The following is a 14,559-nucleotide window of genomic DNA, read 5'->3' on the forward strand; positions in this document are numbered from 1 at the left end:
AAAAATACTCACGAAGGAGGCATCTGCCTGCTTAATTTTTCGGACGCTTTGCTGTTAGTTTCCCTCAATATCCTTTACTCATATGCCTCTGCCCCAGTGCGAACTTAAAATAGAGCGGCATGGCGTCTCACATAATCCATGCTACGGTTTTGAGACATGTTGTCGCAATGGGTTTAAGCCCATTTGAGACCCGGCGCGGGGAGATTAGGAAATGGGTTTTCGGGATGTAAAAAGTCGGTTGGCTGTTTTCAGTGCAATGGACGAGTTCGATATTTTGGGTCGAGACAATTTCCTAGATAAATACGGCTTCCAAAAGTCGAGGCAATATACTGTGAACTGTCGCGGGGAATCATACGACAGCAAACCCCTCCTGGCTGCCGCTCATGGAATTATGTTTCCAATGTTGGGCCCGCTTCCCAATGAGTTTTCCGGTGGCAAAACCGCAGCAGGCAGGCAATTTGTTCGTTTAGGCTTTGACGTCGAGGGCTTGAAGCCAGGAGTTCAAGATTGGTCCCTGGCCGAGGTCGAGTTTGTTTTTGAAAATTACCTGAAACTCTTAGCAAGGCAAGCCAGCGGCGATCATTTCAATAAATCGGAAGAGACTAGATTGATTGCGAAATCTCTAGGATCAAGAAATCAAAACTCGATACTGCGAAAGTTCGGTAACATCAGTTCGATCTTGAAAGAGCTGGAGCAGCCGTGGATTAAGGGTTTTACTCCACAAAGCAACACCCAGGCTCTCTTGGAGGCCATAATTTTCGATCGGGTAATTCAGGGTGATAAGAGTATTCCTGTTGTCCCTTCAATTAAGAACTCCTCAGACGGTTATAACCCAAACGCTGAAATTGACGTTCCAACCGGACTAAGTTTTCCAACGCAGAACCGGAAATTTAGTGGGCGCAAAACGGATCATGAGAAACGAGAAAAACAAAATAGAAAAACCGGAGAGGCCGGGGAAAAATGGGCCTATAATAGAATACGCGCCGATTTGAAGCGGGCAGGCCGCGAAGATCTAGCAAAGCAGGTGGTTTGGGCATCTAAGGTAAGAGGCGATGGCCTAGGATATGACATAGAAGCGTTCGACGTAAATGGAGCAAAAGAGTACATTGAGATAAAAACTACAAATGGGGATGAAAATTCTGCCTTTTTTCTGACCTCGAACGAAATCGCTGCATCAAAGAAATATCGTAACAAGTTCGTTCTGATGCGTATTTTCGATTTCGCAATGGAACCTAAGTTCTATCGTTTAAGAGGTGATCTTGAGAAAGCGTGTGTACTGCGGGCGGAACAGTTTTCTGGACTTCCTAAATAGGTAAATTATTCCTCCCCTTGCCTAGGATAACAAAATCCCAGCTGAGACGTCTAAGCAAGCGGCCAGCTTTTCCACAATCTTGATTGTCGGATTGCGGGCACCTCTTTCAATGTCACTGATATAGGTCCGGTGAATATTTGCTTCGAACGCAAATTGTTCCTGAGACCAACCCTTGGCCTCCCTCAATCTTTTCACATTTGAACCAAGGCGTTGACGAATATCCATTGCCTTGACTTCGCCGTCATGTCTCTTATCGTCTATAGACGATGAGTGACAATGCGTCTTGATATCGCATTAAATTGCTAAACGGTGAAGGGATGGGTGAATGAGTTTATATGGAACACTATTTGCGATTTTGGGGCTAGCCACGGGGACACCATCTGTTGCGCAAACCTCAGCTGAAGTTGTGCCGAAGGATGTGACGACACAACAAGTGATCGACCAAGCGAAAGACGCTTGTCACAATACAGTGGTATTCATGGTTAGGGCGTCTATCAAAGGACAACCGACCTCAGGTATCTATGCCGAGCAGCGCAAAAACGCGATTGAAAAACACTCTTTCGACGATCAGCAAGCTGCAATCATGGATTTAATTTGCCAAGGATATTTTAGCGGTTTCGATCATGGCCGGGAATTTGAAGAACTTCGACAGCTAACTATAAACTGAGGTCAGTCAGTGTTTTTGGAAAAAAACGTGTTTTGTCCGTGACTTAACTAAACCGCTATGTCATTATAAACCCCAGAAAACAGGGGGTTTTATGCTTGTTGGATATGCTAGAACATCAACGGTTGAACAGGAAGCCGGGCTGGAAAATCAAGTTGCAACATTGCTTGCAACCGGTTGCAACAAACTCTTTGCTGAACAAGTGTCATCTGTCGCAATGCGGGAACAATTTGAACTGGCTTTGGACTTTGTCCGAGAAGGTGATGTGCTGGTCGCAACACGTTTGGATCGATTGGCGCGATCAACGTCGGATTTTCTAAAAATCATCGATCGTCTGGATGCAAAGCAAGTCGGACTGCGAATATTGGATTTCGGAGGTAGTGAGATCGACACGAAGTCGGCCACGGGCCGGATGATGATGACAATGTTTGCAGCCTTCGCCGAATTTGAGAGGTCATTGTTGTTGGAACGCCAGCGCATTGGAATTGCTAAAGCGAAAGCCGATGGAAAATACAAAGGCAGAGTGCCCACAGCCCGTGCAATGACAGCGGATATTATCAAGCTGAAGGATGAGGGCGTAGGTGCATCCGATATTGCAAAAGAAACCGGCGTCTCAAGAGCTTCGGTATATCGCATCCTGGCTGATGCTGCATGAGCCGTTCTAACGGACAAAAAGACACGTCGAGAAAGTTCGCCGAAATCACGTGCTTGCTAGAAGACTTGCATGGGATCGCGGTGGAAGGGCAAGCCGCTAGTCAATCAGATTGTTTCTACAACGTGTTGATCATGGCACTGGAAAACGGCTGTCGAAAGATGGCTAAGTCAATCGCTTCAATACAAAGTCATCTGGAATGAGCGCTGACCGAATTGACCAAAATAGGGGTTTACCCACAAGAGAGGCTGTTTTTGAGTTTATGCTCGATGAACCAGTTTCCAATCGTCGGCCATGGCAGACGCACTACAACGGCTGGTCATGGGAAGAACGCTGCGCAATCACGCCCATTCAGAATGAAGCGATCCGAACCGGAAAGTTGGTTCGACCGACAGTATGTTCTATTTGTAATTTCTCCGATCCAGCTAATCCGAAGGGCAGGGGGTACATATTTCTTCATACCGAGCGTTATGATCGCCCGCTTGAGGTCTTGGGTTGCTGTAAACGCTGTCACGCGGCCCTACACGCCCGATTTAGAGACCCAGAGCGGTTTCGGTCCGTTGTAGCGCGAAATTATCGTCAGGGGGCTTGGTTCATGCTCTTGTCATTTGACCCGGCTTCTCAGTTTAGGCCTTTTGACGAAACCTATCCCGACGGCATCTAGTGTACATAAAATATTCGCTGTCGAACGTGGCTTTCTATAGAGGTGGTGTTATTTGACATTTGAGGGGAGATATCAATCAACATGGCCTGGCTGCCGAGACGTACAGTTTCCGATTCTCTCTTTAGGGGGCGGCAGCGAACTAGGGAGCCAATCAGGCAGTTTAATCCCGAAGCAGCTCCAGAATTTTGTGAAGTAGGCGTAGATTTGCTTAATATTCGTGTTTCTGGAAGCTGGCGACAAAACAGCCATCAAGATCAAGCTAATCCAGAATATCGTATGAACCCATACGAATTTGGCGAAAGTATACCAGTTTTTAGCGGCGACGTAACTTGGCTTAAAGCTGCACAGCGAAAGCCGGACCGGACACTTATCGTTGAAACGAAAAACCGGAACAGCAGTTTAACTATAAGTCATACGAAAGCGATATACAAAAACCTAGGTGCCATTGACCCGGCGGTTGGCCGACAGCCTAGAGGAGGCCAAATTGATATATGGCTGTCGCTTAATCCCACGCGCACCCTTTCACATTTGATACATGCTTTGGGAGAAGCTCAAGGCAGTGTATTTCCGGAAGATCAAACCTTTTTTGATCTGATCTCGGAATTGCCAGCATTGAGCTTTTTTTCCGCTCATAGCGGAGTGCCGCGAAGTTTGGATGGAAAGGATAATTGGCTCTCGGACCTTACGACTGTACGTCGATGTCTTGGACCGGACCCGTTTTCCGTCTTCCTTCCAATTTTTTGTGAAAAGGTAACTCAGTATGCTGCGCTATTTTTAGCCCCAAATTACGATGCTCTTACATCTTCCAATGGCTCATCCACAGAAATTACTGTTCCGGGCATCTCCGCAACAATTGAATGGGGGCTAGTTAGAATACAGCAGATTGAAACCTATTATGAAAGATATCTGCCCTATGCGGTCGCTGCAACTCGTGAGGCGGCAATTCGTGCAATTGATCAACTAAGCCCGAGTACCGTTGGAGTGTATGATCTGTTGCAATCCTTTTATGTCGAACGGGATGCAAACAGTGTTTCGGTTCGATCTGAATTGCGCGATGGGCTGACTGTGATTGCCTACCCTAAACATGCAAGTCGGATGCGATTTGAGATAAGAAGGACAAAGGCCGCCAAATACGAGGAGTTGGCAGACACGTGCCCTACAGATCGATTGTTGGGGATACTGAATTGGGAGCGCGGTGAGTTGGAAAGTCGCGCCCGCTGGCCTGAACTATGCAGATTTCTAGATGCTAGGCCTCAGCCCACACTGAAGGAGCTATCTACACAAATTGCTTTATTGGCCGATGTCGCTTCAAGACATCAAGTGTCGGCAGGGGATATTCTCGAGCATTTGTTGGATCATGCCGGATCGTCATATCAGACTGGAGGGTTGTTTTCCGACGCACTAGTTCTTGATTTAGCGAAGGTTGGAATTCTTGAACGTCGGTCCAGCAGGTTACGGCGTCGAAGTTCAGACAAGTACAGGTATGGCCTCAACGATTGGTGGCAGGAATTCGCAGTCCTAGTGGTTCGAGGATTAGGCCGCTAGTCGATGGCCGAATTGCTACTAAAAGTGCTACTATTTAGGTTTCTTGGTTTCAATTAATTTATAGTAAAACAGTAAGCTAGGGCCATATTAAGCGCCCTCCTGTCGGGCGCACCATTCTACCATGGGCTCGCAGGGCGTTCGGGAAGTTCAATCTTATCGGATCATTCTGAGGCTGGCATCCTGCTTCGGCTTGATGATATTTGAGTGTAAGGCGGTGCTCAGCATATTCCTCACCCATTCCGAGTCGGTTGCCTTCCTTGCGCCCGGACGATATAATGACGGCCAATTCATGAGGGTTAATCTTGGAAGACAACGCGCAAGAGTCATCGCGTGTGGCAAATTTAACAGCCAAACAGCGAGAATGCTTGCACCTCGTGGTGCTTCGAAAATCGTCTAAGGAAATCGCGCGGATTCTGGGGATTTCCAAGCCTGCAGTCGATCAACGCCTGGTAAGTGCCCGACGGGTACTCGGGGCATCTACGCGAGATGAAGCCGCTTTGATATACGCGAGGGCGTCTGGCACCTATGATCGGATACTATATGATCCGGCAGGTGTTCCCTCTGACGATACTTTCGGTCCAGAAGAACATCAGGACGAGCGTTCAAGTTCATTCCTGCTGGAAGAAGTATCAAGTGCCTATGACATTGATACCAAGCATGATTTGAATTTTTGGCCGCAAGTCTTGAAGGATTCAGAAGGGAATTGGGGAACCGCTCAGAGAATAGCCATTATCGTCGTATTGACTATCGGCATTTTGGCAATTGTATTGATTGGTTTGTCAGTCACTCAGTCTCTTTCCAATCTGTTGGCAGCCTAACCAGCCACTTGGGCTCTCATATTTTGAATTGGCTAAAATCCGCTATTTGCGGAAAGGAAAAGCTATGTCTTATCAAGTCCGAATTGCATCCGATCAAATCAAGAAAGAAGTGCCGGATACAGAGGCCTCGATCGATCAAGCTCTGGTTTCCTTGTCGAATTTGATGGCCACTTTGGTCCAGGCGCGCATGGATACAGGGGTTCCCACGGCAACGGGGCAGGTCGCCGTTCGTCGACTGGCAAAAGCACAGATGGCGCTCGTTGAAGCCAGCACTGATGTTTTGCGTGCCCATGGCGATCTCAAAAAAGTTGGACAAGAATTTGCAGGGATGGATGTTCATGAAAATTGCCCGCCTGCTCAAGCGTCCGTCGGCAAAAGAAGAATGCATTCAGTTGCTGCCTGATCGATCAAAGGTTGACTGCGGTGCTTGGGAATGTTCCATCTAAACAATGCGAGTATTCGGCTTTTTTACGCTTTTCGGTGTCACCTGCATTTATGCGCTATTTCGGGGAGGGGCACCGGAACGTTCGGTGGCCTGTATCGTCATCGCTATGGTGCTATTGGATCCAGTGGTACATCTGGTTACGCCACTGGAATATGCCAAGCTGGACCCAGGGCATTTGGTCATCGATTTGGCGGGGTGGATTTCCCTTTTCATTGTCGCAATGCGAGCAAATCGATTCTGGCCGCTATGGGTAGTTTCTCTTCAGACAATCGCGGTGGTCGCTCATACCGCAAGGCTGCTCGACGTGACCATTCACCCAAAAGCCTATATGATCATGCAAATAGCTTCTTCTTATCCCTTGTTAATCGTGCTGATGATGGGCACTTTTTACCATCAGAAAAGACTGAAGGCCACCGGGATCGACATGCCCTGGCGCAGCTCATAGAGGTTGTTGCACCGGATGAAGCCGATAGACTTTCCGGCCTATTGCTCGATAAATTTGGTTCGATTGATCGCATACTGAATCAGTCCGAGGCCGCGATACGTCGGATATCAGGTGATAATAGAACGGTTGCGAAATTGCTCAAGGCAACCGAAAAATTCATGATCGCAAAATTGAGAAATGAACTGCCTCGGATGCTCATTTCGGCTACCGATCAGCGGCTTGTGGCATATTTGCAGGCCCGCATGGGTGGGCGCGCGATAGAGATAATGCGTGTTTTATTTCTGGATAGCGCCAATCGCCTGTTAAGTGATCAGGAATTTGGCGAGGGTTCGCCACAACGGCTATTTGTCCAGCCCCGAAATATTGTGAAACGTGCGCTGGAGCTTGATGCAAGCGCGATTATTCTGGTCCATAATCACCCTGGCGGGAGTGTCATACCCAGCCAAACAGATATAAAATTTACCCGATCAATCAAGGCATTGTGTCTGGAGCTCGAGATGCGCTTGCATGATCATATCATCATTACAAACGATCATTGGGTCAGCTTTAGAAAGTTAAAAATCCTATGATGATTCCGGCGGCAAGGGGGTGCGCTTTCCTTGTGAAAACGAACCTATGGCGCAGAGGTAGCGAACATGACCTTTTTCCGATTTCTTGATTTTTGACGATCCAGCCTGTGGGGTGATATGGCTCATATCGCGGCCGAGGCGAACCGATGGATTTCATTGCCCCATCTTCTGGTCCGCCGGCCGAAGAGCAAGCCTATGCAGGCGATATTCACTATTTGACGTCCAATCACTGCCTCGCGCAGGAATGCCTTTATGCCTGCCATTGACGCGCACAATAGAGATTGGTTGCGAATGCGCACGAGGCATGCCAGTTTGCAGGGACAAGGAAATTTCGACATAAGGAACTGATCATGGCGACTGCTATTCAAACCCATGAATCCGCAATAGGGGTCGGTATGGGATTTGCGATCCCGGACCCCTCCGACATTGATAGCCTTCAAGGCAAAGTCTCTGATGTAGAATGGCAGGCACGCTGCGACTTGGCGGCGACTTACAGGCTGTGTGCCATGCACGCCTGGACCGATTTGGTATTCACCCATATTTCTGCGCGGTTGCCCGACGAAGATGGTGAAGAACGTTTTCTGATCAATCCTTATGGAGTGATGTTTGACGAAATGACTGCGTCTGCATTGGTCAAGATTGATCTTGATGGGAATATCAAGCAGGACACACCCTATTTCATCAATCCCGCCGGCTTCACGATCCACAGTGCTGTTCACAGCGCTCGGGAGGATGCCGGGTGCGTGATCCATGTCCATACGCCTTATGGCATTGCGGTTTCGGTCCAGAAGGCGGGGCTTCGCCGCTACACGCAATTTTCCATGCAGGTGCATGATGACGTTGCCTATCATGATTACGAGGGCATAGCGCTGGACCTGGAAGAGCGGGACCGCTTGATCAATGATCTGGGCGAGAAGAGCCTGTTGATCCTGCGCAACCATGGTACGCTGACCGTCGGCGACAATTGCGCGATAGCCTTTCTGCGCATGTATTTTCTCGAGAATGCCTGCAAGACGCAGATATTGGCACAATCGGTTGGCGGCGAAGAGCATCTCCACGAGGAAAGCGCAGAAATGGGGCATCGGGTCTATCAACAGGGGGCTGCTGCATTTCAGAAAGGATTGGGCGACAATCTAATCTGGCCAGGACTGATGCGTAAATTGCGGCGCACCAATCCGGGGTTTGATCACTAGAGATCAAACGGCTGACGGGAGAGAATCTCGACTTTTTTGTCGGTGAAAACAGCGGAGCCGAGCTCCTGTTTTTTGTCCATCAGCACGCTATCGCGCTGGCGGACCATCTCGATGATCGGGTCATGGAAATGCTGGACCGCTGCGGTTAGCCAGTCGTTGACCAGCGGGTCACCTGGCGCGTCGGCCATGTCAAAGCTGCGCAGCCGTGAGGCAATGGCTTCGGCGGGCATCATATATTCATAAGTAACCCAGTAATTGGTCGTGAACCAGCTGATCGGCATGCCATCAAGGCCGAAGCTCAGCGCTCCGAAATGGACGACGCCTTGCGTGTTCTTGCCATTGGGGAGTTTAGCAGGCGGCTGAAAATAGGGTTCGGTTCCGTCGAATAGTTCGAGCGGCAGGAACATGTGAAAATGGCCATGTTCGCCTTCTTCGCGTTCCTCCGGCTTGTGCGCATGGTAGAACCAGCGCGACTTGGTGCCGGGCGCAATGCAGTCCCCTTTGGGATAATGCTGATATTGAACGAAAGGGGCGTCTGCTGGCACCACTCTGGGTACTAGCGAGACGCCCTCTTTAGCTATCTGGCCGGTAAGCTCAAACAGCCTTTCTAATGCATTTTCCAATGCTGAATAAGCTGAGCTTACTCGGTAACTGCTTCAGCAGCTTCTTCGGTCGCTTCACCAGCAGCTTCACCAGCTGCACATACAGCGTCGCCAGCCGCACATGTTGCTTCTTCAGCCGCACATGTTGCTTCTTCAGCTGCACATGTTGCGTCATCAGCAGCTTCTTCAGCTACAGCAGCTGCGTCGTCAGCCTGTTCTGCACATGCAGAAAGAGCAGGAACGGCGAGTGCAAGGCCGCCAGCTACAGCGAGCATTTTGCGGAAGTTGGTTTCGGTAGTCATTTAACATATCCCCTTTGGATGAACTAGACTTGCCCCTTTATCTGGAAAGATATGAGCATGGCAAGCCTATTTCGTAAATATTGCATTAATCTGGGTGATTGCGAAGCATTTTTCGTATCCTGAGGCATTCGGGTCGGCAATATTCCAATTTCAGCGCTCTGTTCTCGACATTTAGCGTTCGACACCGCGAATCTTTCCCCACTGTCGCGCGACGGTGTAGCCAAGATAACCAGTCCCGAAGAGGGCGTAGAGTGGCTCCGGAATTCCCGCGAGATATGCGTTCATACCGGAGGCGATATCGCGAGCAGCTTCGGGGCGGAATGCGGCAATTATCCCCATCGGGATTGACCAGAGCAAGAGAAGATACATGACATAAAGGAAGCTGGGACGGGCCCGACTCGTCCATGGGTCGGCCGCACGTGCCTCCGCCAGAATGGCGGACATTTGCACTCGGGCTTCCTCCAACTCCTGGCTGCCTTCCAGTTTCAGCAGTTCAAGCTTGGCGCGATCCCGCGCGTCCTTGTCCGGGATAATCTTGTCTATGATGTTGGAAACGGGGCCGATGAGTGATGAGAGAAGGGACATTTTGGAGCTTTCCTTTCGGGAGTATAAGATTTCAAAGTTCGTCAAAGTTCGGGCCAAGAACATGTTTTTTCCGGGAACGGGGTTAGGAAGGAGTCTGCAAAGCTTCGCTATTCTTGACAAACTTTACACTGTTATGCGCAAAATCAATTTGACGCGGCATTCAACCGATCCGATTGGCGAGCCAGCCATATAGAAACGCCTCATTGGCGGGGCGTTTTTCACTCAGCTCTACGTAGCGGGCTCCCTGGAGCGCTTCGATCGCTTTGAGCAGTACAGCTTCACCCCTGGCGCCTCGCCTGCGAACAAACGCTTCAACCGAAGCCAGGGTCTTGCTGCCAATTTGGCCATCGACCGCAATATCCATATAATCGCGCCCATTGCGGTTGAGCGCATTGAGCGCGCGCTGGAGGAACCGGCTAGCCGTGCCGGTGCCCATATTGATCCCGGTATCAAACAGTTCCGCTGCGATGTGCGGGGCTAGTTGCGCAATCCGGTCAAAGCCGGGGCGCTCCCAATATTTGCGTTTGTAGATCTCCGTCGCTTTCTTGCGCGGAAAATGCCGCATGTCCCCAGCATAACCATGCGCCCGGGCGACGGCTTCCGTGACGCCCCATCGCGTAGGCCCACCGCGATCCGCGGGATGATCAGAAAAATCACCTTCTAGAATGATGGCTGCGTCGATCAGCGTGTTGATATCCGGAGAATTGGGCATGGAGAAATCACCTTTCTGAATAGGATGACTTAAATATAACCTATTTGGTTCAATGTAGGAAAGGGCGGAGCAAAGGATAATAAGTTGGTCAAAAACAACGGCTTGATGCGGCAAGCTTGTCTGAGGTGCATTTAGGTAGGTTTACGGGGTTATTTGTCTCTGATCCGAAGCTATCAAAACATCAAATTCAACCAGTTGGAAAGGAACCCATAAGATGTCATTGCATATTGGCGATATTGCTCCAGATTTTACCACGGACAGCACCATCGGAGAGATTAATTTTCATGATTGGGCCGGAGATAGCTGGGTTTTCTTCTTCAGCCATCCTGCCGATTTTACACCGGTGTGCACAACCGAAATGGGCCGGACGGCGCAGCTTGCGGACCAATTTGCAGCGCGCAATACAAAGCCGCTGGGGTTGTCTACAGACACCGCCGAAGAACATCTGAAATGGATATCTGATGTCAACGAAACACAGCATACCAGCTTGGAATTTCCGATCGTCGCAGATGCTGATCACAAGATCGCCATGCTCTACGACATGATCCACCCCGAAGAAAGTGATACGGCTGCGGTGCGTTCTGTGTTTATCATTGATCCCGAGAAAAAAGTTCGCTTGACGATGACCTATCCGATGAGCGTCGGGCGCAATTTTGATGAAATATTGCGCGTGATTGATGCCCTGCAACTTTCTGATGCGAAACGCATCGCAACACCGGCAGACTGGCGTCCCGGAGGCAAGGTTATCATTCCGCCTTCAATCAAGAATGATGAGGCAAAAACACTCTTTCCACAGGGGTGGGATGAATTGCGCCCATATCTCCGTCTGACCGATATCGCTTGAGGAATGTCGCAATGAAAGGGGCGAGCACATCCGAAGTTCGGGAAGCTGTCGGGATATTTGACTCGGAAGTGAAATTGCAAGCTGCGATTGATGATCTGCTGAGTCACGGGTTTGACCGGGCGGAAATCAGTGTGCTCGCCCCGGTTGCTGCGGTTGAAGAGAAGCTTGGTCATCATTTTCAATCTGTCCAGGAAATTGAAGATGACCGCAGCATATTGACCAAGGCTTATATTCCGGTTGAGACAATCGGCGATGCTCAGGGTGCTGTTATCGGCAGCTTGATGTATATTGGCGCATTTGCGGGAATTGTTCTTGTCGCTTCGGGGGGAGCATTGGCCGCTGCACTGGCGGGCCTTGCTATGGGCGGCTCGGGCACTGCCATTGGAATCACTCTGGCGCGTTTTATGAACAGGCATCATGCCGATTATATCGCCGATCAACTGGAGAAGGGCGGCTTGTTGCTCTGGGTCCGGACATGGGACCAAAAGGACGAGGCAAAAGCTATAAAAATTCTTTCGGCTCAATCCGGTTTGGATGTTCATGTTCATGGTTTTCCTGCATAAATAATCTGCGGACTACGCAATATTGCGTATCGCGCAGACGACTAGACTGGTTCAGACAAGCTGCATGACTTGGAAAACAATTCGCCTTGAACTGGCCCGAACCGCTGATTATCCTGATGGATCCTCAGCCCATTCCTACGTTTTTCGCGTTCCTCTGGACGATGAGGGATTCATCGAACCTGACGTGCTGAAAAAGGCCGAAAAACGGCCTGTAGTACGACGATTTTGGTCAGGTGAGCCGGATCAGAGCGGAGTCGTGATCGCATCATCAAAAGGGTGGGCATTTTCCTACAAAATTGGTGATGATGATGATGAAGTGATATTCCGGCTCAAGGATCACCCCCTGAAAGTAGGCGAATATCTTACAATTACCGAGACTGATGGCAGTGAATTACCGTTTCGTGTCATCAGCTGTCACGAGTAGAAAATAATCCGCGCGGCACCGGGAGGAAGCAAGCTGATGCAAATGAAGACCTTGGGATTCCTATCTTTCGCGGCGTTGACAATGGCATTCCCTGGCAGCCCTGCTGCTGCGGAATGCGTCATTGGTTCCGCTCCCTTGTTCGATCCGTTTGCTCCTTACAAGGATGCAGGGTCTATCATTCACAAGGATAGTGGATTCCTGTTCCCCGCGACCATTGCGGGATTCCGGCGGCAGTGCGAAATGACGACCGATTTTTCGGGCAATAATTTCGAGATTCGATATTTGCGCGATTTTGAAGATCATGAAATCGAAATAAAAATCGCTATCGTGCATCTGGAAGAGCTGGATGCTGAAAATCACTACAAGATTATCAAACCTGACGTGATGTCTCTTTATTCCAGTGCTGCAACGATATCGGAAGGCGACTATTTCGTCTCAGGTCGGCCGGAAATTTCAGCCTATCAGGGTATTTTTGACGGTGACAAGGCTGGCGTGCCCTGGCATTTCAGTGTCACCACGCTGGACTATGGCTATTGGGATGCGCGGTTGCTGGCTTCCTACCCGCAGGAAATTGACGCCGGTGCTCAAAATGCTATCACCGAGTTGATCACAGCCTTTCAATGGCAAACGCCGATTGATGGAGATGGAGAAGAGGTGGCACCTTGAAACGCATCGCGGTCATTGACGGTCATCCCGACCCCAGTCCCAGTCGTTTCGGCCATGCTATTGTTTCCGCTTATGCCGATGCCGCCCGCGAAGCTGGCCATGATGTGCGGGTGATCCGGCTGGCCGAACATGATATTCCGATCCTGCAAAGCCGCAAGCAATGGCTCGAAGAGGATGTGCCGGCAGGAGTCAGGCCCGGACAGGATGCGATCAAATGGGCGCAGCATATCGTCTTCTATTATCCATTGTGGATGGGAGATATGCCGGCGCTGCTCAAGGCATTTATCGAGCAAGCATTCCGCCCCAATTTTGCGCTCGATTATGGTGTAGAGGGGAGTGCGCAAATACCAAAGAAGCTGCTCCGCGACCGGTCCGCCCGTCTTATTGTCACTATGGGCATGCCCGCATTATTTTACCGCGCCTATTTTGCTTCCCACAGCGTACGCAGCTTCAGGCGCAATATCCTGGAACTGACCGGTATTGACCCGGTTACAACTTCGTTGATCGGCAATGTCGATGGCAGCGCAAGGCATCGCGACCGCTGGCTGAAGAAAATTGCCGCACATGGTGCCGCCGGGGACTGATATCGTTGCTCACGGCATCCGTATTAATCCCTATATTGTCAGCATCTATAGTCAGTTAGACAATTTCCGACCACCTCTGGCGCAAAAACAGGAGACAATATATGAAATCCGTGCTGCTATATGTCGACGATGACGCAGGGCTGGAGGCCCGGCTTCAGGCGGCTCTTGATTTGACCCGTTCGTTGGGGGGACACCTCCATTGTCTGCGCACCCATCCCTATAATTCGCAAATGGCCTTTGACGGGGTAACGGGCATGTCCGTTACATATGATGTTGTCACCGTGTGGCGAGAGCTGGACGAGAAATTGCAGGCCGGGATTGAAAAACGTCTGGCGGGTGAAGGTGTCTCCTGGGATTACCGCACGGAATATGCGGAACCCGCTCGCGGTTTGTCGAAAAATTCTGCTCTGGTCGATATCATCCTGTTAAGTTCGGCCAGCGGCAAAAATAGTGCCTCGTCGCTGGGAATATTGGGCGACGTGCTGTTCAACGCGACGGCTCCCGTCGTGGTGCAGCCTGATGATGTAACAAAGTTTAATGCCAGTGGACCGGCCCTGGTTGCATGGAACGGCAGTTTTGAAGCGGGCAATGCGTTGCGCGCTGCAGTGCCGTTGCTCAAAATGGCGAGCGATGTGCATATTCTGACGGTTGAGGAAGACAAGGATCATGATTTGCCGCAACTGGCAGCTTCGGAATATCTTGCCTATCATGGTATAAAATCGGAAATTCTCAATTCGCCTACCGGCGTGTCCTCCGTTGAAGATGCGCTGCTGTCCGAAGCCCAAAAAGTCCATGCAGAATATTTGGTGATGGGAGCCTACGGCCATAGCAGGGCGAGAGAGTTTTTGTTTGGCGGCGTTACCCGCAATTTGTTCAAATATTGCCCCGTGCCACTTGTTGTTTCCCGCTAAGGGAAAGAAATTGTTAGTTTCTTTTGTCGGATTTCCTCTTGGACAGGACTGATTTTGGT

At 50.1% G+C, this 14,559-nt stretch carries 19 protein-coding genes; 14 read left to right on the forward strand and 5 right to left on the reverse strand.

Annotation, left to right across the window (positions count from 1 at the left end; all coding sequences use genetic code 11):
• Window positions 1-211 precede the first annotated feature (211 nt).
• Complete coding sequence (locus ACN0WX_RS08790) at window positions 212-1,312, forward strand: DUF3883 domain-containing protein (RefSeq protein ID WP_417621937.1); 1,101 nt, start codon at window positions 212-214, stop codon at window positions 1,310-1,312.
• Window positions 1,313-1,333: 21 nt separating this feature from the next.
• Here the strand turns inward: ACN0WX_RS08790 and ACN0WX_RS08795 are convergent, their stop codons facing one another.
• Entirely contained in the window at window positions 1,334-1,537 is a 204-nt protein-coding gene (locus tag ACN0WX_RS08795; RefSeq protein ID WP_417621938.1) for a helix-turn-helix domain-containing protein, read from the reverse strand.
• 100 nt (window positions 1,538-1,637) lie between these two features.
• On the opposite strand from ACN0WX_RS08795, the gene ACN0WX_RS08800 reads away from it, so the two are divergent.
• From ACN0WX_RS08800 to ACN0WX_RS08830, 7 genes are all read left to right on the forward strand, one after another.
• Complete coding sequence (locus ACN0WX_RS08800) at window positions 1,638-1,979, forward strand: hypothetical protein (RefSeq protein ID WP_417621940.1); 342 nt, start codon at window positions 1,638-1,640, stop codon at window positions 1,977-1,979.
• 91 nt (window positions 1,980-2,070) lie between these two features.
• Complete coding sequence (locus ACN0WX_RS08805) at window positions 2,071-2,631, forward strand: recombinase family protein (RefSeq protein ID WP_417621941.1); 561 nt, start codon at window positions 2,071-2,073, stop codon at window positions 2,629-2,631.
• Between the two features lie 742 nt (window positions 2,632-3,373).
• A complete protein-coding gene (locus ACN0WX_RS08810) occupies window positions 3,374-4,837 on the forward strand; it encodes a hypothetical protein (RefSeq protein ID WP_417621942.1) in 1,464 nt (487 codons plus the stop codon).
• Between the two features lie 302 nt (window positions 4,838-5,139).
• Window positions 5,140-5,655, forward strand: a complete 516-nt coding sequence (locus ACN0WX_RS08815) for a sigma factor-like helix-turn-helix DNA-binding protein (RefSeq protein WP_417621943.1) — start codon at window positions 5,140-5,142, stop codon at window positions 5,653-5,655.
• Between the two features lie 64 nt (window positions 5,656-5,719).
• A complete protein-coding gene (locus tag ACN0WX_RS08820; protein WP_417621944.1) occupies window positions 5,720-6,058 on the forward strand; it encodes a hypothetical protein in 339 nt (112 codons plus the stop codon).
• Window positions 6,059-6,295: 237 nt separating this feature from the next.
• Window positions 6,296-7,114 (forward strand): JAB domain-containing protein, encoded by an 819-nt coding sequence (locus tag ACN0WX_RS08825; protein ID WP_417621945.1) that lies wholly within the window; start codon window positions 6,296-6,298, stop codon window positions 7,112-7,114.
• 350 nt (window positions 7,115-7,464) lie between these two features.
• Window positions 7,465-8,307 (forward strand): class II aldolase/adducin family protein, encoded by an 843-nt coding sequence (locus ACN0WX_RS08830; RefSeq protein WP_417621946.1) that lies wholly within the window; start codon window positions 7,465-7,467, stop codon window positions 8,305-8,307.
• On the opposite strand, the gene ACN0WX_RS08835 is transcribed toward ACN0WX_RS08830, so the two are convergent.
• The 4 genes from ACN0WX_RS08835 to ACN0WX_RS08850 all read right to left on the reverse strand — a co-directional run bounded on the left by ACN0WX_RS08835 (window position 8,304) and on the right by ACN0WX_RS08850 (window position 10,508).
• Window positions 8,304-8,930: a DUF6969 family protein gene (locus ACN0WX_RS08835; protein ID WP_417621947.1), complete on the reverse strand. Its 627-nt coding sequence runs from the start codon at window positions 8,928-8,930 to the stop codon at window positions 8,304-8,306. The genes ACN0WX_RS08830 and ACN0WX_RS08835 overlap by 4 nt on opposite strands.
• 17 nt (window positions 8,931-8,947) lie before the next feature.
• Window positions 8,948-9,211, reverse strand: a complete 264-nt coding sequence (locus ACN0WX_RS08840) for a hypothetical protein (protein WP_417621948.1) — start codon at window positions 9,209-9,211, stop codon at window positions 8,948-8,950.
• Between the two features lie 171 nt (window positions 9,212-9,382).
• Window positions 9,383-9,796, reverse strand: coding sequence for a holin family protein (locus tag ACN0WX_RS08845; protein ID WP_417621949.1), 414 nt, complete (start codon window positions 9,794-9,796; stop codon window positions 9,383-9,385).
• A gap of 160 nt (window positions 9,797-9,956) precedes the next feature.
• Window positions 9,957-10,508, reverse strand: coding sequence for a glycoside hydrolase family 108 protein (locus tag ACN0WX_RS08850; RefSeq protein WP_417621950.1), 552 nt, complete (start codon window positions 10,506-10,508; stop codon window positions 9,957-9,959).
• 214 nt (window positions 10,509-10,722) lie between these two features.
• Between ACN0WX_RS08850 and ACN0WX_RS08855 the strand changes: the two genes are divergently transcribed.
• From ACN0WX_RS08855 to ACN0WX_RS08880, 6 genes are all read left to right on the forward strand, one after another.
• On the forward strand, window positions 10,723-11,352 hold the full coding sequence (locus ACN0WX_RS08855; protein ID WP_417621951.1) for a peroxiredoxin: 630 nt from the start codon (window positions 10,723-10,725) through the stop codon (window positions 11,350-11,352).
• 11 nt (window positions 11,353-11,363) lie between these two features.
• Window positions 11,364-11,915 carry a hypothetical protein gene (locus ACN0WX_RS08860; protein ID WP_417621952.1) on the forward strand — a complete coding sequence of 184 codons (552 nt, stop codon included), beginning with the start codon at window positions 11,364-11,366 and terminating at the stop codon, window positions 11,913-11,915.
• Window positions 11,916-11,979: 64 nt separating this feature from the next.
• The gene (locus ACN0WX_RS08865; RefSeq protein WP_417621953.1) at window positions 11,980-12,339 is read left to right on the forward strand and encodes a hypothetical protein; all 360 of its coding nucleotides are present in this window, start codon (window positions 11,980-11,982) and stop codon (window positions 12,337-12,339) included.
• 81 nt (window positions 12,340-12,420) lie between these two features.
• Window positions 12,421-13,005, forward strand: coding sequence for a hypothetical protein (locus ACN0WX_RS08870; protein WP_417621954.1), 585 nt, complete (start codon window positions 12,421-12,423; stop codon window positions 13,003-13,005).
• Window positions 13,002-13,589: an NAD(P)H-dependent oxidoreductase gene (locus ACN0WX_RS08875; RefSeq protein WP_417621955.1), complete on the forward strand. Its 588-nt coding sequence runs from the start codon at window positions 13,002-13,004 to the stop codon at window positions 13,587-13,589. Before ACN0WX_RS08870 ends, ACN0WX_RS08875 begins: the two co-directional genes overlap by 4 nt.
• A 101-nt stretch (window positions 13,590-13,690) precedes the next feature.
• The gene (locus ACN0WX_RS08880; protein WP_417621956.1) at window positions 13,691-14,500 is read left to right on the forward strand and encodes a universal stress protein; all 810 of its coding nucleotides are present in this window, start codon (window positions 13,691-13,693) and stop codon (window positions 14,498-14,500) included.
• Window positions 14,501-14,559: the final 59 nt, after the last annotated feature.

The sequence above is a fragment of the Parasphingorhabdus sp. genome (assembly GCF_048269915.1).
Classification (GTDB): Bacteria; Pseudomonadota; Alphaproteobacteria; order Sphingomonadales; family Sphingomonadaceae; genus Parasphingorhabdus.